The organism is Bradyrhizobium sp. ORS 111, from assembly GCF_045571485.1.
GTDB lineage: Bacteria > Pseudomonadota > Alphaproteobacteria > Rhizobiales > Xanthobacteraceae > Bradyrhizobium.
On sequence record NZ_CP120701.1, the window covers coordinates 6,099,653 to 6,120,744 of the forward strand.

The 21,092-nt window shown below is 59.2% G+C and carries 20 protein-coding genes and 3 pseudogenes; 12 read left to right on the top strand and 11 right to left on the bottom strand.

What is annotated here, in order from left to right; translation table 11 throughout:
* Nucleotides 1–9 precede the first annotated feature (9 nt).
* Both P6U30_RS28045 and P6U30_RS28050 read left to right on the top strand, forming a co-directional pair.
* Nucleotides 10–1,437 (top strand): TolC family outer membrane protein, encoded by a 1,428-nt coding sequence (locus tag P6U30_RS28045; protein WP_407166084.1) that lies wholly within the window; start codon nucleotides 10–12, stop codon nucleotides 1,435–1,437.
* Nucleotides 1,438–1,844: 407 nt separating this feature from the next.
* A complete protein-coding gene (locus tag P6U30_RS28050) occupies nucleotides 1,845–2,126 on the top strand; it encodes a hypothetical protein (RefSeq protein ID WP_280978604.1) in 282 nt (93 codons plus the stop codon).
* Nucleotides 2,127–2,381: 255 nt separating this feature from the next.
* Here the strand turns inward: P6U30_RS28050 and P6U30_RS28055 are convergent, their stop codons facing one another.
* Nucleotides 2,382–2,591 (bottom strand): hypothetical protein, encoded by a 210-nt coding sequence (locus tag P6U30_RS28055; protein WP_407166085.1) that lies wholly within the window; start codon nucleotides 2,589–2,591, stop codon nucleotides 2,382–2,384.
* A gap of 593 nt (nucleotides 2,592–3,184) precedes the next feature.
* Between P6U30_RS28055 and P6U30_RS28060 the strand changes: the two genes are divergently transcribed.
* Both P6U30_RS28060 and P6U30_RS28065 read left to right on the top strand, forming a co-directional pair.
* Entirely contained in the window at nucleotides 3,185–3,580 is a 396-nt protein-coding gene (locus P6U30_RS28060; protein WP_280978602.1) for a helix-turn-helix domain-containing protein, read from the top strand.
* Entirely contained in the window at nucleotides 3,577–3,774 is a 198-nt protein-coding gene (locus P6U30_RS28065; RefSeq protein WP_280978601.1) for a hypothetical protein, read from the top strand. The genes P6U30_RS28060 and P6U30_RS28065 overlap by 4 nt, the downstream gene beginning before the upstream one ends.
* Nucleotides 3,775–4,754: 980 nt before the next feature.
* Here the strand turns inward: P6U30_RS28065 and P6U30_RS28070 are convergent.
* Nucleotides 4,755–4,925 carry a hypothetical protein gene (locus P6U30_RS28070; RefSeq protein WP_407166086.1) on the bottom strand — a complete coding sequence of 57 codons (171 nt, stop codon included), beginning with the start codon at nucleotides 4,923–4,925 and terminating at the stop codon, nucleotides 4,755–4,757.
* Between the two features lie 361 nt (nucleotides 4,926–5,286).
* Nucleotides 5,287–5,586, bottom strand: coding sequence for an integration host factor subunit beta (locus tag P6U30_RS28075; RefSeq protein WP_407166087.1), 300 nt, complete (start codon nucleotides 5,584–5,586; stop codon nucleotides 5,287–5,289).
* Nucleotides 5,587–6,001: 415 nt separating this feature from the next.
* Here P6U30_RS28075 and P6U30_RS28080 point away from each other — a divergent pair, with 415 nt between their 5' ends.
* The 4 genes from P6U30_RS28080 to P6U30_RS28095 all read left to right on the top strand — a co-directional run bounded on the left by P6U30_RS28080 (nucleotide 6,002) and on the right by P6U30_RS28095 (nucleotide 9,207).
* Entirely contained in the window at nucleotides 6,002–7,144 is a 1,143-nt protein-coding gene (locus tag P6U30_RS28080) for a hypothetical protein (RefSeq protein ID WP_407166088.1), read from the top strand.
* A 135-nt stretch (nucleotides 7,145–7,279) separates the two neighbouring features.
* Entirely contained in the window at nucleotides 7,280–7,666 is a 387-nt protein-coding gene (locus tag P6U30_RS28085) for a TadE/TadG family type IV pilus assembly protein (protein WP_407166089.1), read from the top strand.
* A complete protein-coding gene (locus P6U30_RS28090) occupies nucleotides 7,663–8,046 on the top strand; it encodes a TadE/TadG family type IV pilus assembly protein (RefSeq protein WP_407166090.1) in 384 nt (127 codons plus the stop codon). The genes P6U30_RS28085 and P6U30_RS28090 overlap by 4 nt, the downstream gene beginning before the upstream one ends.
* 765 nt (nucleotides 8,047–8,811) lie before the next feature.
* A complete protein-coding gene (locus P6U30_RS28095; RefSeq protein WP_280978595.1) occupies nucleotides 8,812–9,207 on the top strand; it encodes a helix-turn-helix domain-containing protein in 396 nt (131 codons plus the stop codon).
* Between the two features lie 110 nt (nucleotides 9,208–9,317).
* On the opposite strand, the pseudogene P6U30_RS28100 reads toward P6U30_RS28095, so the two are convergent.
* A pseudogene (locus P6U30_RS28100) lies at nucleotides 9,318–9,570 on the bottom strand (transposase); the annotation flags it as partial.
* Between P6U30_RS28100 and P6U30_RS28105 the strand changes: the two are divergent.
* A complete protein-coding gene (locus P6U30_RS28105; RefSeq protein WP_407170676.1) occupies nucleotides 9,461–10,003 on the top strand; it encodes a hypothetical protein in 543 nt (180 codons plus the stop codon). The pseudogene P6U30_RS28100 and the gene P6U30_RS28105 sit on opposite strands and share 110 nt — an antisense overlap.
* Here the strand turns inward: P6U30_RS28105 and P6U30_RS28110 are convergent, their stop codons facing one another.
* Nucleotides 10,004–10,177, bottom strand: coding sequence for a hypothetical protein (locus P6U30_RS28110; protein WP_407166091.1), 174 nt, complete (start codon nucleotides 10,175–10,177; stop codon nucleotides 10,004–10,006).
* A gap of 48 nt (nucleotides 10,178–10,225) precedes the next feature.
* Between P6U30_RS28110 and P6U30_RS28115 the strand changes: the two genes are divergently transcribed.
* Complete coding sequence (locus tag P6U30_RS28115; protein ID WP_407166092.1) at nucleotides 10,226–10,432, top strand: hypothetical protein; 207 nt, start codon at nucleotides 10,226–10,228, stop codon at nucleotides 10,430–10,432.
* Between the two features lie 290 nt (nucleotides 10,433–10,722).
* Here the strand turns inward: P6U30_RS28115 and P6U30_RS28120 are convergent, their stop codons facing one another.
* Complete coding sequence (locus tag P6U30_RS28120; protein WP_407166093.1) at nucleotides 10,723–13,194, bottom strand: putative bifunctional diguanylate cyclase/phosphodiesterase; 2,472 nt, start codon at nucleotides 13,192–13,194, stop codon at nucleotides 10,723–10,725.
* Nucleotides 13,195–13,782: 588 nt separating this feature from the next.
* Between P6U30_RS28120 and P6U30_RS28125 the strand changes: the two are divergent.
* Nucleotides 13,783–14,229, top strand: a pseudogene (locus tag P6U30_RS28125) (response regulator); the annotation flags it as partial.
* 197 nt (nucleotides 14,230–14,426) lie between these two features.
* On the opposite strand, the gene P6U30_RS28130 reads toward P6U30_RS28125, so the two are convergent.
* From P6U30_RS28130 to P6U30_RS28145, 4 genes and pseudogenes are all read right to left on the bottom strand, one after another.
* A protein-coding gene (locus tag P6U30_RS28130) for an IS630 family transposase (protein WP_407166094.1) occupies nucleotides 14,427–15,369 on the bottom strand; the annotation gives its coding sequence in 2 pieces (ribosomal slippage) (nucleotides 14,427–15,029 and nucleotides 15,031–15,369; 942 coding nt in all).
* Nucleotides 15,370–15,941: 572 nt separating this feature from the next.
* Nucleotides 15,942–17,117 carry an 8-amino-7-oxononanoate synthase gene (locus tag P6U30_RS28135; protein ID WP_407166095.1) on the bottom strand — a complete coding sequence of 392 codons (1,176 nt, stop codon included), beginning with the start codon at nucleotides 17,115–17,117 and terminating at the stop codon, nucleotides 15,942–15,944.
* An 88-nt stretch (nucleotides 17,118–17,205) separates the two neighbouring features.
* Nucleotides 17,206–17,316, bottom strand: a pseudogene (locus P6U30_RS28140) (aspartate 1-decarboxylase); the annotation flags it as partial.
* A gap of 249 nt (nucleotides 17,317–17,565) precedes the next feature.
* On the bottom strand, nucleotides 17,566–18,156 hold the full coding sequence (locus tag P6U30_RS28145; protein WP_407166096.1) for an NYN domain-containing protein: 591 nt from the start codon (nucleotides 18,154–18,156) through the stop codon (nucleotides 17,566–17,568).
* A gap of 397 nt (nucleotides 18,157–18,553) precedes the next feature.
* Here P6U30_RS28145 and P6U30_RS28150 point away from each other — a divergent pair, with 397 nt between their 5' ends.
* Nucleotides 18,554–18,907 carry a tripartite tricarboxylate transporter substrate-binding protein gene (locus P6U30_RS28150; RefSeq protein ID WP_407166097.1) on the top strand — a complete coding sequence of 118 codons (354 nt, stop codon included), beginning with the start codon at nucleotides 18,554–18,556 and terminating at the stop codon, nucleotides 18,905–18,907.
* Between the two features lie 679 nt (nucleotides 18,908–19,586).
* Here P6U30_RS28150 and P6U30_RS28155 read toward each other — a convergent pair.
* A complete protein-coding gene (locus tag P6U30_RS28155; RefSeq protein WP_407166098.1) occupies nucleotides 19,587–20,846 on the bottom strand; it encodes a Glu/Leu/Phe/Val family dehydrogenase in 1,260 nt (419 codons plus the stop codon).
* Nucleotides 20,847–21,092 lie beyond the last annotated feature (246 nt).

The following is a 21,092-nucleotide window of genomic DNA, read 5'->3' on the forward strand; positions in this document are numbered from 1 at the left end:
GGCAGCTAGATGAAATCCGGGCTGAAAGTTAGCATTCTTCTCGTCCTGATGTTGTCGGGCCATCCATCTGCGTCAGCCGAGACCTTGGAAGGCGCTCTCGGAAGAGCTTACGAGAACAATCCTCAACTCAACGCGGAACGAGCGGCGGTGAGGCAAGCGGATGAAAATGTCGCACAGGCGCTTTCTGGTTACCGGCCTACCATTTCCGGAACGGCTACCTTAGGAACTCAGTACACCGACACCACGGTTGTTGTGCCGCAGCCCGATGCAACACCATCTGGACCATCAAGGAATTCCGCCGGCGCGAACCAAACCGCCACCTTTCGCGGTCGAACCACCCCCAGAGGCGGGAGCCTGAACGTTTCGCAAAATCTTTTCGATGGCTATCAAACCGGAAACCGGACGCGGGCTGCCGACGTGCAAGTCCTCGCGGCGCGAGAAAGCATGCGAGCTGTCGAGCAATCGGTGCTTCTGTCAGCTGTCATCGCCTACATGGACTACTTGAAGGACGCGGCGTTAATCAAAGTGCAGGAGAGCAATGTTCGGGTCCTTGCTCGAACGCTGACAGACGGACGTGGCCGATTCAAGAACGGTGACATCACAAGGACCCAGCTCTGGCAAATCGAGGCCCAGCTGGCCTCGGGCGAAGCCAGCTTGCACGAAGCGCGGGCATCGCTCATGGCCGCGGAAGCAAACTATCGACGCGTGATCGGTGTCGAGCCTTCGGACCTGTCTGCGGGCAAGCCTGCAGACCATTTCCTTCCCGACAGTCTTCAGGTAGCGTTAGAACAAAGCCTGACCAGAAATCCAATGGTGGGTGCCGCAAGCTACGGCGTGGATGTTGCAGTCCTTCAAATCCGGATCGCTGAAGGCGGGCTGTTTCCGACGTTAGTACTCCAGGGGAGCGTCCAGGCATTTGAGGATCAGAACATTCTGACCCCAAGACTGTTCGCCGGTACGGTCGCACTAGGTCTCACCCTGCCGCTGTACCAGGGCGGGAAAGAGTATTCGGCCATCAGACAGAAAAAGGAAGCTGCCGTTCAACAACGCTTCTCCCTTGACGAGGTACGCGATCAAGTGCGCGCCAACGTTACGCAATTTTGGGGGCAGCTCGACGCGAGCCGATCGAGAACAGAAGCCGCCGAGCGACAGGTCAGAGCAGCAGAAAGCGCGTTGGACGGCGTAAATGGAGAGGCACGAGCAGGCCAGGCAACAACGTTGGATGTATTGAATGCCCAGCAAGCTCTCGTGACCGCGAGAATCAGCCTTGTTTCCGCGCAGCGCGATCGGGTCGTTACCTCCTACAATCTATTGGCGGCTGTCGGAGGACTGTCGGCAGCTGCACTTAAGCTGCCCGTGCAAGTGTACGATCCATCGGTCCATTACCACCAAGTGCGAGATAGCTGGTTCGGATTGCGGACAACTTCGGGCCAGTAGACCTGCGCCAGCCTCGACGATCCACTTCCTAAGACTTGCAGCTTCGCTCACGATATACGCGTCGCAGTTGTAACGAAGGTGAGGCCAGTCGACAAAGTAACTATCCGTCGGTGGCGCGGATCTTTTCGTTGCACGGCGCGACGTCGACGGGCTGCTGTTACGGCACCACGTCTCTCATGGGTGGCCTATTGGCCTATCTCAAGTTGGTCTCTCGCGTATGGCCCGACCAATCAGGATGACGAAGTCTCACCTTGTCGCCGCAGCCCAAATGCGCATTCAAGGGCACACTTGCACCATTGTCAGGATGCTAGCTTGCTCAAATGATGGCGGATCCACTTCTTCGTGCTCACTTCTTGCCCTCGCCTTCCAGCTGAGGTTAGATCAGACAGCCCAGCGGAGGCACACGTATGGACGCCGAGGTCAAGACTCGAACCGTTACGCTGGATGTCAGAGGAGATGCTACGTTCAACGACAGCCAGCTGCCTAAAGGCCTATACACCGGGACAGAGGTGCAACTCGGCATCCCGATGGCAGGTGAAGAGGTTCGCTGGACTAATCCTGAATATAAGCTTGGTCTTACGGCCGATCAAATGCGAGATGCCGGCATTCCGGTTGAGGAAAATTTGGTTTCGATGACTGAAGATGTGAGTAAATTCGTTACCTCAGGGGCGATCATCGTTCGACCGTGATTATGGGAGCGCCCCCAGTCGGTGCATGAATTCGCACGCCCGATCCATCTAGTTACCATTCCCTTAATCCGACGAACCCAGGATCGGGGGCTCTCCGGCGAGCAGATGCGCCGCGCATCACTCGGAATAAGAACACGCACTTCGTACGTAACGAGCGAGACGTCCCGCAGGGTGCGCTGTCGGAGTCACAACAGTTGCAAATGAGCTGCACCCGGACGAGAAGATGTCACACTTCAATCCGCTCCTCCGCTCGACTCAATCTGTCCGCCGGAACCTAACGAGCTTCAGGTAGGGCGGGACTCTTCTGCCCGATAGTGCCTCCGGCTCCTGCGGCAACTCGTCCGACGCCACCATGTCGCGCAGCGCTTCGAGTTCGGATTCGGTGACCTTGTGAAGCTCCATCCGACGCTCAAAGACAGCGAACGCCAGCAGCGTTGCAGTCTGGTCGCTGCGTCCATCAAACATAGCTGACACTCTTCCTGCGTCGTTTCATGTGCCCTCTCCACCATAGTTCGCCAGCTGCGGCCAGAGGCGAGCACGTTCCCAATGAACCAGACCTCTTGGCCAATTGTCCAGCAGCAACGCGAACGCTTGACCCCACACTAGCCTCACACTTTCGCTGAATACAATCGACCAAGCGGGCACCAAACGACCCGTCTAACCTCCCATTACACCAGCTAAGTCACGACGGACGTAATACATTGATGTCCCGTCGGAATACGAGAACGCGACTGTGCAGCTGGTAAGCATGCGCGCAAAATCCCCTGAGGAGGCCAACCCGTGGCAGTTGTGGTTATGTCAATATTTTGCCAAATGTAGAGGGTGGGGTCTCGCCCGGAGAAACGGCTTGGCGCGATCGACTTTTGGTAGTCGGCAGCGACGGTATCATGGCTGTTTTCAACGCGCAAATGCATCTGGATGCCATCCCGCGATCTTCCATCGATTACTGTGGTTCTCGACCAACTGACGATCCACGCGAACGTTAACGTAGCACATCACGGAAGAACCTCTGAGCGAGCGGCTTGGGGGATTCCCGATTTGAAGGACGGATCACCAGAATGAATAGATCAGTAGCAAAGAAGATGAAACAGCGCAGTGCCGGCAAATCCGACATCGAGTTGGGGAAGCGAATTCGCCTGCGGCGTGTGGAACAGAAGATTTCCCAGACCGCACTCGGCGACAAGCTCGGCGTCAGCTTCCAGCAGGTCCAGAAGTACGAGAGGGGTGTCAACCGCGTGGGCGCAGCCCGCCTTCAGCAGATCGCGACCGCGCTCGATGTGCCGATCGCTTTCTTCTACGACGGCAACAACAGGGAGCGCGAGGTCGATAGCCTTCTGTTCCTCGACAGCGCCTTCAGCCTGCGGTTGCTGCGCGCCTACAGCAAGATCAAGGATCAGACCGTGCAACGTCAGCTGGTGTCCTTAATGGAGTCGATTACCGCCAACGAGGATTGAGCAGCGGCACCAGCCAGGTCGCGGCCGCGCTCGACCAGCCCGAGCGGATCGACCAGTACCCGGGCGCCGCACCACACGATCTGCCGATTGGGATCGGGACAGTATTAAAGCGCTGCCATGGCGGATCGCGGCGCTTTTTCTTCCCGACATCCGACGAGAAAATTAAACTCCTTTACCACATAGAACCATCTTGACGCGCGAGTTGCGTGAAAGGATGCCAGATCGGTAACGTCGTCTTTGGCCATCGCGCCCCGCACTCATCGCGGCGGAATAAAGACTCTGCACCGCGGCCTGCAGTGTGTCCGGCGTGAGAGGAACCACCCCACGAGAACGACGCATCGCCCCCGAGGTCCTGTGACCGCCGTTTCAAGCATGCTTCCCGCTGCGACGCTTTTCAGCGAGACGAGACCCGTCTCCCCCCCACAAGCCGTTCTGGGCTGCGCGGATAGTAGAGCTGACCCTGGAAGGAGGTTGCTGAAGCCGTTCTGCTGAGCGTCGATGACTCGTTTCGGCCGCCGATAGAGCCGAGAGCAGGCAAAGAGGCCCCTGCCGACCCCAACAGCGTGGGCAAGTACTCGGGAGCTTTCGTGTCGCTGTGGCTCTCGTGGACAACGCAACGATTGCTATCTTCGTATCGGCCAAGACGCAGCGACTAACACTATGACGATGGAGATAACAATCACTGTCCAGTTGTAGAGACCCCAAAGGGGGAATTCCTCGAATAGCCAGTTGCTCATCTGAGAGCGCCTTTTTCTAAAATAGACGAAAAGGTCATTTCGGCACAATCAGACATCACGCTTAGGCCGACCTAACGGCTTTCAAAACACTTAGAAGGCCAAAAAGTGAGAGAGGTCCAAGTCACAGGAATGGTTGGAGTTGACGGTGGCGTCGTTTCCGAGGTGATTAGCCTCAAATCATCCGGCGTTGGAGCGCCGGATCCAGAAGTCGCCGATCTGACTTATGCTCGATTGTCCGTATTGGCGCGTCCAACCGCTGCGCAACGGTTCTGACAACTAGACACTCCGCCGCAAAGATTAGGGAAGCCGCCAGTGGGCTGCCTGCTCTGCCAACATTTGCAGCGCCGCCTGCCCCGACCGGGGAGTCGGGACGAGCCTGATATAATATCCGCCCACCCGGCGGGGCAATCCAATCGGCAGCGCCGGCGGATCGAAAATCAGTTCTGCTTCTTCGCGGGCGCGGCGGGGTTGGCGTTCGGCTTCGCATGCTTCTTGTGGTGAGTCTTGTGGTGGACCTTGGTCATTGAGGCGTCGGTGGCATTCGCGGCCAGCGCGAGCGCCGCAAGAATCGAAATTGCGAGCAAGGCGACGGGAATCGTCTTTAGCATGATCGTCTCCTTGAAAAATTGATCTGGAGGTCGCCGGCCGGATGCCCGGGCTCTCGATCGTGCCGGGCACGCTAGAGTGCGCGCCTGAACCGGAAATGAACGGAACCCGTAACTCGGGTTCGGGATAATGCATCTCACGCGGCACCGCACGAATCGTACTAAGTTTTTATCGTCTGTCGCATGTAGCTTGACGCGCGCCTTTTGCGAGGGAGAATTGCTATCGGCTGCGTGGCGCCGGACGTGAGATCTTTGTCGGACACCTAACCTCGCCAAGGAGTTGGTTTGCCGCGGCGCTGTTTGGCTCCAGAACCAGGCTGCGTGCGCGCGGCAAGCCCTCCCTAAACGACCTCGGGTGAGGTGGTTATCGTCTCCCATTTCGGGTCCTACGATTCAGCCGCTCGTGCATTTCCTTGCTGGCCTTGAAGAACGGAAGACGCTTTTGGTCGATTTGCACGCTCTCGCCCGTTCCTGGGTTGCGGCTCGTACGAGCCTGCCGATGCTTGACCGAAAATCCTCCGAAGCCACGCAACTCAACCCGGTCGCCGCACGCAAGTGCGTCGACGATCTCGTCGAGGATTGCGCTCACGATTTTTTCCACGTCGCGCAGATGAGAATGCTGGTTGCGGTCGGCGATACGCTGAACGAGCTCGGACCTGATCATCGACACCGGTGTCCACGAAAGTTTTTGCGCGCCCGCTATGTTGACAGATTGCGTTCGTTATCGGTGCGCAAAATTTTGTACGGAACGGACTGATGCGTGCACCTTCTGCAACTCGCACTCAAATCGTGCCGCAACAGTACTCGATACTGCCGATTTTCTATAGTCGCCTACACCGAAGTTTAAGGCGTCCGGCGCAGACCCGTCGCGCGTGGAATCCATGTAGATTGAGGCAGGTGTCGCGATGAGTCGCTGGGAGGACCGCCGCAGTCGGATGCTGACGGCGTTCGCATATTGCAACGCGTTCTTTCTTGCGCCAAAGGCGCTACGGCACAAGTGCCTGCTTCAACGCTTTGCGCGCGATCCGTCGGGCAACTACGTGATCGCGGTTGCGTTGGTGATGCCTGTGCTCGTCGGAATGGCCGGCCTCGGCACGGAGGTCGGGTGGTGGCTCTACAAGCACAAGAACATGCAGAGCGCGGCGGATTCCGGGGCCGTGAGCGCAGCAACCGCGGGATCCAACCTCATTGCGCAGGCCAACTCGGTAACGGCGTCCTATGGCTACGCCAATGGGACCAGTGGCGTCACGGTCACGGTGAACCAGCCGCCTTCCAGCGGCAAATTCACCTCGACCCCACAGGCGGTGGAGGTCATCGTCAGCCAATCGCAACCGCGGCTGCTTTCCGCGCTGTTTCAGAGTGGTCCAGTTCTCATTACGGCGCGGGCGGTGGCGATACCGAATTCCGGCACCGGCTGCGTGCTTGCGCTCGACCCCACGGCCAGCTCAGCCGTGTCGGTAGGCGGCAGCAGCAACCTGAACCTAATCGGCTGCAATCTTTATAGCGACTCCAACGCCACTCCCTCGCTGAACGTCAATGGCGTCGCGACGATCTCCGCCAATCAGGTCGGAGTGGTCGGCACGGTCTCCGGCACGAGCAACATCACGGCGACCAATGGCATCCGGACCGGCATGTGGCCGGTCTCCGATCCCTATGCGAATGTCTCGCTCACCATGCCGACTTACTGCGACTACAACAACAAGATCCAGGTGAAGGGGACCACCACACTCAACCCCGGCGTCTATTGCGGCGATATCAGCGCTAACGCCGGAGCCACCCTGACACTGAATCCCGGCGTCTACTACTTCAACGGGGCGAACCTATCGGTCGCGGGCAACGCAACCATCACCGGCAGCGGCGTGACGCTCGTCTTCACCGGCTCTGGCAACAACTGGGGCTCTGCCACGATCGGCAGCAACGCGAACGTTACCTTGACGGCTCCGACCTCAGGCGCGACCCAGGGCATCGTGATGTACGGCGATCGCAAGATGCCGGTGGGCACGGCGTTTTCGCTGGAGGGCGGCGGCACCCAGAATTTCGGCGGCGCAATCGATTTGCCGAAGGCGGCCCTGAAGTTCGCCGGCGGCAACGGCACGACGACCTCGTGCACGCAGATCATCGCGGACACGATTACCGTCACCGGCAGCTCGAATATTCAAGTCAATTGCGCGGCCCTGGGCTCCAGCGCGATCGGCGTCCAAACCGCACAGCTGGCCGAATAGATGGCGGGTGTTGAAATGACAGCAAGCCCCCCTCCCCCTCATCACTATTCTCGGCGGCTGATATCCGGCCTGGTCTGCCGCTCCCTCCGTCACGCAGCGCGCGATACGCGTGGTGCCGCTGCAATCGAATTCGGCGTGCTTGTACCAATCCTGGCACTCATGGTGATTGCGATCGCCGACATCGGTTTCGGCGTCTACCGCAAGATGCAGGTCGAAGACGCCGCCCAGGCCGGCGCGGAGTGGGCTATCAGGAACGGCTTTGATACCAATGGGATCTCGAACGCGGTGACCAGCGCGACGAGCGCGTCAATTGTTGTGTCACCGTCTCCCGTGCAATTTTGTGGCTGTGCGACGGGCTCGAGCGTCAGTACCGTATCGTGCGGCACGCTATGTTCCGGAGGGACGAAGGCCGGCACGTACGCGATGGTCTCGGCACAGCTAACGTACAGCACGACCCTGAACTACGGGGCCGTACCCAGCACATATACCTTTGTTGCACAATCCACGGTGAGGCTGCAGTGAGGCTCTCCGACATATGGCGCGATCAGCGCGGGACGTCGGCGGTCGAATTCGCGCTGATTGCCCCTGTGTTCTTCCTGTTCGTCTTTGGGATTATCGCGTGTGGACTGTTGTTCTGGACGCAGATTGGTTTGCAGCATGGTGTCGAGATGGCAGCGCGATGCGCCAGCATCAACACCACGGTCTGTCCTAATAGCAATCCGAGCGCCATCACCAACTATGCCATGCAACAGGCTCTGGGCTTGAGCCTGCCGGCCTCAACATTCACTTACAGCACGCCTGCCTGTGGAAATCAGGTCAGCGCCACCTATACCTTCACATTTCCGAGCATCTTGAACCTCAACCCGCTCACGCTGACGGCGCAAGCTTGTTTTCCCGCTTGACAGTCCCCAAAGTGTGAATGCCGGATATAAAGTCTCCGAACGTGCCGTTTGGACATTCTTCACGATATGACCGATGCCGTAGCCAACAAGGGACCCGGCGGACGAGGCGAGCACGCAGGTTGTGGTTAGCGAGAAGCTTCGGGCCGTCACGAGCACGGTGATAATGCGAAATGTGGATCCCACTTCGTCCGGCTTCGGAAATCTGTTGGCGAAAAGTTCAGTCGAGCGCCGATCCTCCTTCGCAACGAGGGGATAGAAAGTACGTCAAAGGATGTCCGGATCGTACCCGAGCCTGAGAGAGGCAAGGGACAGGCCATCACATTCGTTTTTATCGAGCTTCAGACAGGGCGAAAACGGCCTAGCCGACGGCGCTTCCGGCTCCGACCCTCGTTCGACACTATCATGTCATACAGCCTCAGTCCCGTAGGAATACGAGAATGAGGCTCTGCCGCCAGTAAGCATGCGCGCAAAATCCGTGGAGACTCCAACCGTGGTAGTTGTGGTGGTGTCAATATTTTGTCAAATGCGGAGCGCGAGGTGTTGAGAGGCGCTTTGGCCCGATCGATTTTAGGTAGTCAACAGCATCGTTATCATGGGTGCCTCCAGCGCGCAAATGCGTCTGGATACCATTCCCCGCGATCTTTTGGATTACCATGGTTCTTACGACGAACTGACGATCCAGACGAACTGTAACGCGGTACATCATGGACACCCCCTGACCTAGCCGGTCTCGGGGATTCCCGATTTGAAGGACAGGTCACCAGAATGAGCAGATCAGCAGCAAAGAAGATGAAACAGCGCAGTGCCGGCAAATCCGACATCGAGTTGGGCAAGCGCATTCGTCTCCGGCGTGTGGAACAGAAGCTTTCCCAGGCCGACCTCGGCGACAAGCTCGGCGTCAGCTTCCAGCAGGTCCAGAAGTACGAGAAGGGCGTCAACCGCGTCGGCGCTGCCCGTCTTCAGCAGATCGCCACCGCGCTCGATGTCCCCGTCACATTTTTCTACGATGGCGACAACAAGGCGCGCGAGGTCGACAGCCTGCTGTTCCTCGACAGCGCCTTCAGCCTGCGGTTGCTGCGCGCCTACAGCAGTATCAAGGACCAGGCCGTTCAACGTCAGCTTGTGTCCTTGATGGAAACGATTGCCGCCAACGAAGATTGAGCGGCGTATCCAAGCCGCTGTCATCGCAGATGGCGGCGCTTCTTCTCGTCAGATCGGGAATTTTTAGCCGCAACCTCCGCTGGAGCTCGTCGATCGAAGATGCGCTGTCAAACGTCTTTTTTGGCTCCACGGCTAAACACCCGAAAGAAACTGTTGCACTCTCCGAACGCTTCCGGCAGGTCGCGAGGCGCTCCAGTGCGGACAATCCAGAGCACCCCCTCCACAACCATGCGATTGGCCGGTCGAACCGCGCTTGTCCGAACCGCCGATGATCAGACCCGCGATGCGGTCCCATTGCTTATCCCTCATAACGAGCCAATCGCGTACACCCAAGGCTGCCTCCCCAAAGAGCGGCCTTGACATCCATTCGCGGTTGCTGCCGGCGCGCAGCGCTCCGGCATGCGCTCGATCGTCGGCGACTTCTTGTTCGGCAGCTCGATCGGCGCGGCCTCTCAGCAGTGGCGAATCTCTTGGGCTTTCGGGACAGATCGACGATCTGGCCGCGCTCATTCACGCCGGCGGCCGCACCAAGGAAGGCATGTTCAGCGGGTCTGCGATGTGCGAGCGCGCGCCGACACTCTTGAAGATGGTCCGCACCAACGCGTCCTACATGAACCTTTGGTTCAGTCATTGGCTCACCGACACGTTAGTCTGGCACCACCTGCAGGACTGGATCAATCCCGGCTACCTGGAGCGCAGTGAGCAACGGCAGAAAGATCTGGAGGGCACACACTTCATGCTAGTGCCCGGCAAGGTCGATCGGTGGATAACCGGGCGCAGGGCTAGTCCGCTCTGATCATTTTACGCAGCTGAAGCGAAAGACGTACCGCTCGCCGCCGGTGATAACTCGTCGCTCGACGAGCTCTTTGTCGGCGAGCTGAGCGTTCGCCCGAAAGCGCTGCCAGTGGGCCTGTACAGCATCCGCGGTGCCCTGGCAGGCCTTCTCAAAGGCGCACCAGGCGCTGTCCATTCGTCTCCCGACTGCTCGGACGATTCCACGCGCGGATGGTTTCTCCACATGGCAATCACCGATCGCCGCAGCGTCTCGATCGACCCGACTTCCACCTTCGTCAAAGCGCCCGTGCGGGTCGTTGCGACCGGCAGCATCGCGCTCTCCGGGCTGCAGACGATCGACGGCGTTGCGCTCAACGCCGTCGATCGGGTGCAGGTTGTAGGGCAATCGGATCACCACCAATGGCTTCTACACATTGATCCCGAGGTTTAGCGATCGCGTCGGCCAATGAAACCATCTCGCCCGCACCAAATGGATGGCCGAAGATGGTTACGGACGTCCCGATGGAGAATTGCCAAGCCTGAATTGATCAATCAACCACAGGCATGGAACAATCGTACTTCTCGCCCGAATGAGTTCCCTTGGCTGATCGGAAGATTTCATACCCGAGAAATAACACGCGGTTTTCCCCGCAACCGCCTCGGAGCAGCTTTTCCCGCGTCAGTTGATTTGCCATCAGACAATCTTCGCGCACTGGGCGACGCGCATAGCCACGCAAAGAGTCACGCAGCGTTCGACGGCCTAACCCCAAAACGAAGCAACAGCTGCTCCACTTCGGCGGCCGGCTTGGCGGCGCCGAACAGGAATCCCTGCACCTCGTTGCAACCCTCGGCGCGGAGCCGGTCGAGCTGATCAGCGGTCTCCACTCCTTCCGCGATCGTCGTGATGTTGAGTCTGCGGGCGAGGCCCGCGATGGCGCCCACGATAGCCACGCAGTCGGAACGTTCAGCGAGATCCTTCACAAAAGACCGGTCGATCTTGATCTTGTCGAACGGAAAGCTGCGCAAATAGCTCAAGCTCGAGTAGCCAGTGCCGAAATCGTCTAGGGAGATGGCAACCCCGAGCTCGCGCAGTTGGTGCAGGATCGCGAGATTGGCCTCGGTCTCCGCCAGAAACACCGATTCGGTGATTTCGAGCTCGAGCCGCTTAGGCGACAGGCCCGAATTACCAAGGGCCGAGATTACCACCTGCACCAGGTTACGGCTGCGGAACTGCACGGGCGAGAGGTTGACCGCGACCTTGATCGCATCCGGCCATTTCACCGCCTCATTGCAGGCTTCGCGTAACACCCACTCACCGAGTGGTGTGATCAACCCGATGTCTTCGGCAACGGGAATGAACTCCGCCGGCGAGATGATACCTTTCTCCGGATGCCGCCAGCGCACGAGCGCCTCGAAGCCGGAGATCTGATCGGTCAAGATATCGACCAGGGGCTGGTAGTGCAATTCGAACTCACCATGGACAAAGGCGCGGCGTAGGTCCAGCTCCATCTCCCGGCGCTTCTGCGCCTGGAGATCCATCTCGCGCTCGAAGAACCGATGCTCGCCGCGGCCTTCCTGCTTCGCCCGGTAGAGAGCCATGTCTGCGTTACGCATCAATTCTTCGCTGGTCGCCCCGTCTGCTGGCGAGAGCGCGATGCCGATTGAGGCGCCGATCACCACCTCGTTGCCGTCGATTTCGTAGGGCGTGCTCAAAGTATGAATCAGCCCGACAGCAAACTCGCTCGCCTCGTTGGGCGAGGTGTCGGCGCCAAGGATCACCGCAAATTCGTCGCCGCCGAGCCGCGCGGCAAGGTTATTGCCGGCCACCCTCGAGCGTAGGCGTTCGGCTACCTGCCGCAGCACGCGATCGCCCGCGGGATGGCCAAATGAGTCGTTCACGTTCTTGAACAGGTCGAGATCGATGCAGAGCACGGCGACACGCTTGCCCGCAACGTCGCCGGCGTCCAGTGCCTCTTTTAGACGCTCCTGGCAGAACGCGCGGTTGGCCAGATCGGTCAACCCATCATGGTGCGCCATATAGGCGATGCGGGCCTCGGCCTTGCACCGTTCAGTGATGTCGACCACCGCAACGAGATAGGCGTCACCAACTTGAAATGAGAGGCGTCGCCCGAACGTGAGAACCTGTATCTCGCTGCCATCGGCTTTCACATGGCGCCAGTGCCGCTCTGACTGGTAGGTATCGCCGATATCCTGCAGCGCCTGACTATGACTGCCCCACTCGTCCTGTGGCCAGATGTCGTAGACTTTCATTTGCAGGAAGGTCTCGCGAGTGTAGCCGTAGTGCTGCACCGCCGCATCGTTGACATGCAGAAACGCCATCGTCGCCGGATCGAACACCCACATTGGCATCGGATTGCTATCAAACAGCAGCCGGAATGAGGCCTCTCGTCGCTTCAAGGGTGTGACGTCGGAAATTACCAGCGAAAGGATGTTGCCGAAGGAAGTCATGCCAAACCGCAGGGTGCGATCATCGCTATCGATCTCGAACTGGTCCGGCTGGTTGTCCGCGATCGCGGCGCACAGTCGCGTCACTACTGATTCCGAACAGAGCAGATGATCTCCATTGCTGAGCCGCTGCCACTGCAGGCTTTGTTCTGCCACCTTCAGCAATCTCGCCGCGGCCTGGTTATGATGCACGATCTGAAAATCGGACGGCCGGCCCGTCGCATCGCGAATGGGCGACAGTGAGATCACGCCGTCATCGGTCGCGGAAAAGATTGCATCGAGGAGATTGTATTGCGCGCCGCGCTCGTTGACAAACGCGCCAACCAGCGTGCCGCCCCAGCGCGACAATGTCGGCAGCGCCAGCACGTCATAGGTTCGCACCATGCCGTCGCGCACGCAATGGACGGTCGCGAGCGCGGGACGTTTGCTGGCAGTCGCGTTGGAGGCTGCTTCGTTCAGGACGGTGGCGCAATCCGGCGGCAGCGCCTGCATCGGAATGTCCCAACGCTCATCGCCCAGCCACTTCTGCGCATAGCGGCCCGTGCGCGCGATGGTGACCCCATCGTTCTCGCACTTGAGCAGCACGATGTGATCGGCGAGCCGCCCGAGGCTGCCCAGCAACACGTCTTCATAGAGGGGAAGGTGTCCGCCGGGCTTGAGCGCGGCTTGCCACCTGCGTCGCAGGACGGGCACGTCCTCGAACATTTCTGGATTTATATTCTCGGCTTGCTGCTTGGCAGCACCCATGACATGCCCCCGAAACCCACGCTTTCTGTGAGACCCAAGCTTTCGGCCCGGCGCTATGACGCAGATCGGCTTAATTCGATGTAAAGATTAGACGTGCGCTGCAGCGAATCGGGAATTCCGGCAAGTTTAAGTAAGCTGATGGTTAGCGCAGGACTCAACGTACGAAACGTACATTCTCAGCCGGCGAACCGTTACGTCGTGATTAGGAACATGCCTGCAGGCCGCGCTTATTCGTCCGTCCCGCACAAAATTTGCACGTCGATAACAAGCGCAATCTGTCATATAACGATGCGAGTGGCGGATCTGCCTGCATCGCCGTCCGTCACCGAACGGCGCTCTCAATCCGAAGTGTGCGCAACTCCGAGCGATGGCTGTCGTCACTCTCAAACTGAGACCAAGTGCAGGGAGTAGGCATAGAACTTGTCGCTGGCCGATTTGCATCAGTTACGTGTCAACCTTCGCGTGAGCGGTAGGACGAGCACTTTCAACCAGGAACGCGTCCTGAGCGTCCATCACTGGACTGACAATCTCTTCAGCTTCACCACCACGCGGGATCCGACGTTCCGCTTCCGCAGCGGCGAATTTACCATGATCGGGCTCGAGGTCGACGGGAAGCCGCTGCTGCGTGCCTACAACCTCGCCAGCGCCCATTACGAGGATCGACTTGAATTTCTCTCGATCAAGGTACCTGACGGTCCCTTAAGCTCGCGCCTGCAGTGCCTGACCAGCGGTCACCTTTCCGAGCGGGGCTTTACCGTTGATGAAGTAAGCGGGGGCGACGACGCAACGGCTGCAACAGCCGTGAGCTCGTACGATGCGATTATACTCGATCTTGGGCTTCCTGATGCAAATGGCCTGGAATTGCTTGCACGGCTCAGCAGGGCCGCGTCGAAATGGACACCCGTCATCGTCGTCAGTGCGCGCGATGGTGTGGAAGATCGGGTTCGGACGTTAGACGCTGGGGCCGATGATTATCTCGTCAAGCCGTTCGATCTCATCGAGCTAGACGCACGACTGCGAGCACTACTGCGGAGGCTCGACACTGATCGTAAGAGGGCCGAAAGATGCCACTGACGAGCGGAAAGCCAATCGGTTATGACCCAAGATCGATGGTGTACAGATTCACCATGTTCGATGGCAACAGGTGCGTTGATTGCGATATCAGCAATGCCGCGTTGTCCGCTTTGGGAGAGATGTGGGCAGATCCTAGAGCATTTTCCACATGATGTGGATCACTTGGTGTACCCAGCATGTCTAAAATAATTGGCACACATCTGCGGCGCAAACGACTTGACGAGCTTGCCGATGAGTTTGAGCAGGGCTTGGACCGTGCGGATGGCGCCTTTGCGCAGCGCTGCCTTCAACCGGGAGAAGGCCTGCTCAATTGGATTGAGGTCGGGCGAGTAGGCCGGCAGATAGCGCACGCGGGCGCCGACAGCCTCGATCGCCTCGCGGACGCCGGCGATCTTGTGAGTGCGCAAGTTGTCCATGAAGACGATGTCGCCCTTGCGCAAGGTCGGCGCGAGGACCTGCTCGACATAAGCCAGGAACGATGGCCCATCCATCGCACCGTCGATGACATAGGGCGCTGTGAGGCCGTCGATACGCAGCGCGGCAACAAGCGTCAGCGTCTTCCAGTGACCGTGGGGCACGCCAGAGACGAGGCGCTCACCGCGAGGAGACCGTCCATAGTGCCGGACCATCTTCGTCGTGACTGCGGTCTCGTCGATAAAGACGAGGCGCGGCGCCCGCAGCTTGGGCTGCTCGGCTTTCAGCGCGGCGCGCTCGGCAGCAATGTCAGGCCGATCCTGCTCGGCTGCGTGCAGTGTTTTTTTTGAAGGTGATGTCGTGACGGTCGAAGAAGCGCCAGATCGAACCGATGCCGGCCTTTTGCTTTCTCTCAGAGCGCAGACGCACGCGGATTTCCTCGAGCGTCAGGTCCGGCTCCGTGGCGATCAACTCGATCAGCCATTGCTTGTGTTGCTCCAACGGCGAGCGGCTGTGCCCGGTTCCGGGCTTGGCGGCGACGTTTCCGGTCTTCCTCCAGCGATCCATCCATCGGATCGTGGTCGAAGCGCCGAGATTGAGAATGCGCGCCGCCTCGCGTGCGCTTTCGCCGGACTCGACAAGCTCAATCGCACGCACCCTGAGGTCCTTCGAGTATCCCTTCGCCATCGCGTGCCCCCGCGTGTTGCCTCAGGAGACACCGAATCTGATTTGCGGGTCCAAGGGAATCCCCCGTGACCGCTCCGATTCATATCAACTGGAAACCGCTCTAGGCTCACTCACGAGGCAGTCTTTCGGAGCCATCGCAAACTGATCGAGGGAGTCGCGTCAGACCAATACAGGGGCGATTTGGGACCGGTTAGGATTTTCGCCAAGCATCTTCCTTCGATGAGGGTGCGGGACGGCAGATCAACCAAGCGACCACGTAGCCGTCGTCTTTCGGGTTCCTGATATTTTCGAGCAAATACCGATTACCGATTTAACTTGACTCTTTCGTTAGGCGGCGGCCGTGCGCCTTCGTCGAGCGCGCCGCCGGGCTGGCGGCCGACGCCTTCGGCGTGTCTACAGTAGGCATCGCCCGGGCATTCGATCCCCGAGCTGATGATCCTAGCCCGGATGCTCACTCTGATAGAGAGGTAGAGCGGTTCCGACGCCGCGGCCGAGTGGCGACGTCAATCCATGTCGATGAGTGCGCCGATCAGCGAGCTTTGCGGACCGTTTGGCCGATCCCGGTATCCGGGTCAGTGACCAGACCCGCGGCCCTCACCGCGCGTCGCCCCCGTCTCTTCGACCAACGCATCAAGCATGTGGGATACATCCGCTTCCGTGACGTTGAGCGTCAGGGAAATTCGCAACCGCGCCGTTCCCTTGGGCACGGTGGGTGGCCGGATTCCGCGGATGTCAAAGCCACGCGCTTGCAGTGCGGAAGCGAGCCGCATCGCACGCGCATTGTCGCCGACAATGTAAGGAATGATCTGTGAGTTCGAAGGGCTCGGACGGCCGCATGCAACAAGTTCCCGATGCGTGAAGGCTACCAAATTTTCCAGATGGCGCTGTCGCTCAGGCTCCTCCTGCAGGATTATGAGAGCCTCCCGCACGGCGACGGCTGTCAAGGGTGACGGCGCGGTCGCGAAGATGAAGGGCCGACAGCGATTGACCATGAAATCGCGCAGCACACCGGAAGCAGTGACGAGTGCGCCGGCCGCGCCCAGCGCTTTACCGCAGGTGTGAACAACCAAGAGGTTCTCGTGCCCATCGTAGGGCGCGGTGAGTCCCCGTCCCTGTTTGCCGTAAACGCCTGTGGCATGGGCCTCATCCACGACCAGGAACGCTTCGTACCGGTCCGCCATAGCGACCAACTCTCCGAGTGGTGCGAAATCGCCATCCATGCTGTAGAGACTTTCGACCACGATCCAGATGCGCCCCGTTCCGCCTTTCGCGCGCCAATCGCGAATTGTGCTTTCGACCGACTCGGGGTCGTTGTGGGCGCTTATGCGAAAATCGGCCCGGCCCGCTCGCGCGCCTTCGTGAATGCTCGCGTGCACGAGCGAATCGAGAACAAGCAGATCGCCCCGCTGCGGCAGCGTCGTCAAGACGGCAAAATTTGCAACATAACCGCCGCCGAAGAAGAGCGCCGTCTCCGCCCCGAAGAACCTTGCAGCCTCTGCTTCGAGACTTTCGTGCTCCTCACAATTGCCGCGCAGAAGCCGCGACCCGCCGGCTCCGATCGGTGTGCCCGCCTCGAGCGCGGCCACGACAGCCCTTTTCATGCGCGGGGCGCTCGCCAGTCCCAGATAATCGTTTGATGAAAAATCGATGCCAGCGCGCGGTTTGAGGCTGCGCAGCCGGTCGTCATCTTCTAAGGCGCGCAGGGCGGCAACATAATCGGTCATTTTGGCCGCGTGGGTCGAGTTCATCGTTCACTCCTTGGTCGCCATCTACCGGGCGCAATTCCATTGGCCGCCAAATAAAAACAAACAGGGTCCAACATCAGCGTTTTCGGTCTCAGCCTGGCAAGATGCGATTTTCTCGATCAACCAGCACAACGTGTGGCCTGAACGTTCTTGCTTCCGTCTCGTCAAACGCGGCATATGCAACGATGATCACTTTGTCTCCACGAAGTTCGCAGAAGTGCCACGCTGCTCACTCATCCGAAGTGAAGAGAATCCCCCGTCAGAAATCGACCAATGCCGTACAATACAGACAATGCCATCATCACAGCGTAGAGATAGCCCGCAAGTTGAAACCAGAAAGCACCGTCACGGTCGAGCATGCGCGCTGAACCCAAGTATCACGAGAAGGGAACGTGCTGGAGAATGAGCAGCACCAAACGGCGCGTTGCCTGCACGAAATAGCTGCCATTCATCATTCTGCGATGGATTCTGTGCTGGCTGACTTACGCCGCTTGCCGGCACTCAGTTTGGGACCTAACCGTTCGGACGAAGCGCGCCCGAGCTTCAACTCCGCCAGGTCAATAAATTCGTCCGCCTGCCGCCGAAGTTCGTCGGCTACCATCGGCATCGGTGTAGCGATGGTCGAAATTACGGTGACACGAACGCCGCGGCGCTGTACCGCCTCGACCACGGAACGGAAGTCGCCGTCGCCGGAGAACAGGATGATCTGGTCGACGTGCTCAGCGAGTTCCATGGCATCAACCGCGAGCTCGATGTCCATATTGCCTTTCACCTTGCGGCGCCCGCTGCTGTCCGCGAATTCCTTGGCCGGCTTGGTGACAACCGCGTAACCGTTATAGTCGAGCCAATCGAGGAGCGGCCCGACCACCAAATATTCCTGATCCTCGATAATCGGCGTGTAATAGAACGCTCGCAGCACTGTTCCGCGGCGCTGAAACTCCCCGAGCAGGCGCTTGTAGTCGATCTCGAAGCCGAGCGTCTTGGCAGTTGCGTGGAGATTGGGCCCATCGATGAAGAGCGCGATCTTGGCATAGGGTGACATGCTTCAATTCGCGCTCTTCATCTGTCGTCTCCGATGCTTCAGGGAGACTGCTACGGCAGTCTGCTATGATCGGCGTGTCTATACCTCAGCCCCGCTGGGCTGCGTTCCGACGAACACAGTACGTAACGAACGGACAATCTCCTTTCTCGCCTGAGTGTGTCTTCTCGGCGTCACCCGATTAATCAACCCAGATGTCGGGGTTAGTCAAAATTACTGGGTCGCTAGCGGATTCTGTTTGACTGGCTCGCACTCATTCACCATGTGCAGCTTACGCGCTAGTTATCGGAGAGTCCGATCGTTGGCCTTTTTGCTCGGTTCTGGGGGAGACTGAGCCGCCTGTACCCAGCAATCACGGGACCGGCGGCAATGCGCCCGGCCGGCGGATTCCCTGTCGTTCGTGCGCAGCGGTGCGATCCGAGCCTATGCGGTCACAGCAAAGACGCGCCTTGCCGCCGCGCCGGAGCTTCCGACGACGGATGAGGCTGGTCTACCGGACTTCCATGTTTCGGTCTGGCACGGCCTTTGGCTTCCCAAGGGGACGCCGGCGCCCATCGTGACCAAGCTCAATGCCGCTGTGACGACCACGCTCGCCGACCAGACGGTGCGCGAGCGCTTGGCCGAGCTCGGCCAAGACATCGCGTCGCAGGACCAGCAAACGCCGGAAGCGCTCAGGGCCAAGCAAAAAGCCGAGATCGAAAATGGCGGCCGATCGTCGAGGCTGAGCACATCAAGGCGGAATGACAGTCTCTGACTGTCTCCGCAAAACCACTACGAGGTCCAAACCTTTCGCTTAGTGTCACGTGTGTAGCCCCAGCCTGTGGCAGATCCGTGCGTTATTTGATGAACGTCGGCCTCAGGACGTTCGTGATGCCGATTCCCGCGACCGCCTGCTTCCCGTGAAGCCTAGCCCGCGGGACGGGACGCTCTGCGGGGGCGAGTATCCCATGCTCGTTGGTCCGTTCTGTGCAAATCGAAATGCGGCGTCCGGCACTCCGATTATGTCGAAGCGCATCGTCTCAAGGGAAATAGCAGCGCCAGCGGCAGCGCAGCCGGGGCCGAGCCCGACTGGTTATGGCGCCGATTGCCCATGCGTACGGCTTTTCACGAGGTCGGCGTTGACCGCTAGCGCCAGGAATTGCCTGGAAGACCGTTGAGTGCGCGGCAGATCGTAGCTCCTGCGGCGAGCACTTCGTCCAGCTCTGACTCGTGTTCGATCGCTGCTCGTCGACCCGCCGGAGCCGGCGCGTGTGCGGGAGAGTAACTTCAGGCCCGCTGCTGAACCAGTTTTGCGCGTTTCGAGCCACTGTGCCCTTTGGAGGCAACGTGTCGGCTCTACGACACCTGGTTCATCGCTCTTTTCCAGCGAGCAAGCTTATGTCGAACATGATTATCGAACCAGTAGGTGTCGAAGGGAACGTGCTTGAGCATGGCTACGGGAACAGCCCACGCGTCTCCTTTGCACCGCGTACCCGCTCCACGCCGATGGCCATAGCGGCGGTGCGGTTGAAGACCTCGTCCCGCTTGCTTCGCGATAATACGCGCTCAAACGCTCGATCCAGAACCTGATATTCCCGCCGCATGACCTCTTCCTCCTCCCAGAACAGTCGCTGAAGGTCCTGCACCCATTCGAAGTAGCTAACTACGACACCTCCTGAGTTGCACACAATGTCCGGGATCACGAAGATCTCGTTCTGACGCTTTTCGAGGACTCGATCGGCCTCTGGCGTGGTCGGACCATTGGCGCCCTCGGCAAGTATCCGGCAGCGCAGTTCACCAGCGATCTTGCCATTTATGACTCGTTCCACCGCGGCCGGAACAAGTACGTCGCAAGGCAACGTGAGCATCTCCATGGAATCCAAAGCAAGCTCGCTGGAATAGCCGTTCAAGCTGCCTCGCGAGGCTGCATACCTGACCAACTCGGGGATATCGAGGCCCGCAGGCCGATAGAGCGCACCGGTGTGATCGCTGACCGCGATCACTTTGACTCCCATATTGTGCAGCTCGAGTGCGGCAATCGAACCGACATTTCCGAATCCTTGTACAACCGCGGTTGCGCCATCGAGACGGATCTCACGCTCATCTGCAGCACGATGGACCAAATGAGCAACACCGCGCCCCGTGGCTTCACGACGTCCTAATGTCCCGCCGGCGCTGACGGGCTTTCCTGTCACGATTTCCGTGACCGTTTGTCCCTGATACATGGAGTAGGTATCCATGAACCAAGCCATGACCTGCTCATTGGTCCCCATGTCGGGCGCCATCACGTCCGTGTGGGGCCCGACGAACGGGATCATCTCCTGCATATATCGACGCGAAAGCACCTCGAGTTCGCGCTTGGACAAGCTTGACGGATCGACGTTGATTCCTCCCTTTGCGCCGCCATACGGCAGTCCGACCAGTGCGCACTTCCAGCTCATCCAGATGGCCAGTGCCGCGACTTCGCCGAGATCAACGCTCGCGGCGAACCGCGTACCACCTTTCGTGGGGCCAAGCGTCAGATGATGCTGCACACGATAGCCCTCGAAGACCGCCGTCGTGCCGTCATCGCGGTGGATCGGACAAGAGACTGTGACCGCGCGCTTCGGCATCAGGAGCCGGGCTCTCGCGTCCTGCGGTATGCCTAGATAATCTGCGATGACTTCGAATTGCTTCACGGCCATGTCAAAGACTGGCCCACGGTATGCCGTCACGTTCACGTCCCTAGGGTGAAGATTATATGCGGGGTCAAGTGGCGGCGTCGGTATTGCAGTTGTCGAATACGTTCATTCCACCCTGCGATAGACCCGCTCTCTGATGGAGTTCATTCTCGCCCATCCGTCGCCCGAGATTGCGATGAACCCCAGTGTGCCACACTGTCACGAAATCACTCGGCACGCGACAATAATCTCCGCGAATCGCTGCACACTTGTGTGAGATATCGATAAGTCCCGACGGCA

Bases quoted from the DNA above. Each gene is read 5' to 3' on its own strand.
- P6U30_RS28080 (WP_407166088.1), top strand. From the start codon at position 6,002: ATGGCCGGCCTCGGCACGGAGGTCGGGTGGTGGCTCTACAAGCACAAG.
- P6U30_RS28070 (WP_407166086.1), bottom strand. From the start codon at position 4,925: ATGCTAAAGACGATTCCCGTCGCCTTGCTCGCAATTTCGATTCTTGCG.
- P6U30_RS28045 (WP_407166084.1), top strand. From the start codon at position 10: ATGAAATCCGGGCTGAAAGTTAGCATTCTTCTCGTCCTGATGTTGTCG.
- P6U30_RS28050 (WP_280978604.1), top strand. From the start codon at position 1,845: ATGGACGCCGAGGTCAAGACTCGAACCGTTACGCTGGATGTCAGAGGA.
- P6U30_RS28120 (WP_407166093.1), bottom strand. From the start codon at position 13,194: ATGGGTGCTGCCAAGCAGCAAGCCGAGAATATAAATCCAGAAATGTTC.
- P6U30_RS28135 (WP_407166095.1), bottom strand. From the start codon at position 17,117: ATGAACTCGACCCACGCGGCCAAAATGACCGATTATGTTGCCGCCCTG.
- P6U30_RS28110 (WP_407166091.1), bottom strand. From the start codon at position 10,177: ATGGACAGCGCCTGGTGCGCCTTTGAGAAGGCCTGCCAGGGCACCGCG.
- P6U30_RS28115 (WP_407166092.1), top strand. From the start codon at position 10,226: ATGGCAATCACCGATCGCCGCAGCGTCTCGATCGACCCGACTTCCACC.
- P6U30_RS28075 (WP_407166087.1), bottom strand. From the start codon at position 5,586: ATGATCAGGTCCGAGCTCGTTCAGCGTATCGCCGACCGCAACCAGCAT.
- P6U30_RS28055 (WP_407166085.1), bottom strand. From the start codon at position 2,591: ATGTTTGATGGACGCAGCGACCAGACTGCAACGCTGCTGGCGTTCGCT.
- P6U30_RS28060 (WP_280978602.1), top strand. From the start codon at position 3,185: ATGAATAGATCAGTAGCAAAGAAGATGAAACAGCGCAGTGCCGGCAAA.
- P6U30_RS28145 (WP_407166096.1), bottom strand. From the start codon at position 18,156: ATGTCACCCTATGCCAAGATCGCGCTCTTCATCGATGGGCCCAATCTC.
- P6U30_RS28095 (WP_280978595.1), top strand. From the start codon at position 8,812: ATGAGCAGATCAGCAGCAAAGAAGATGAAACAGCGCAGTGCCGGCAAA.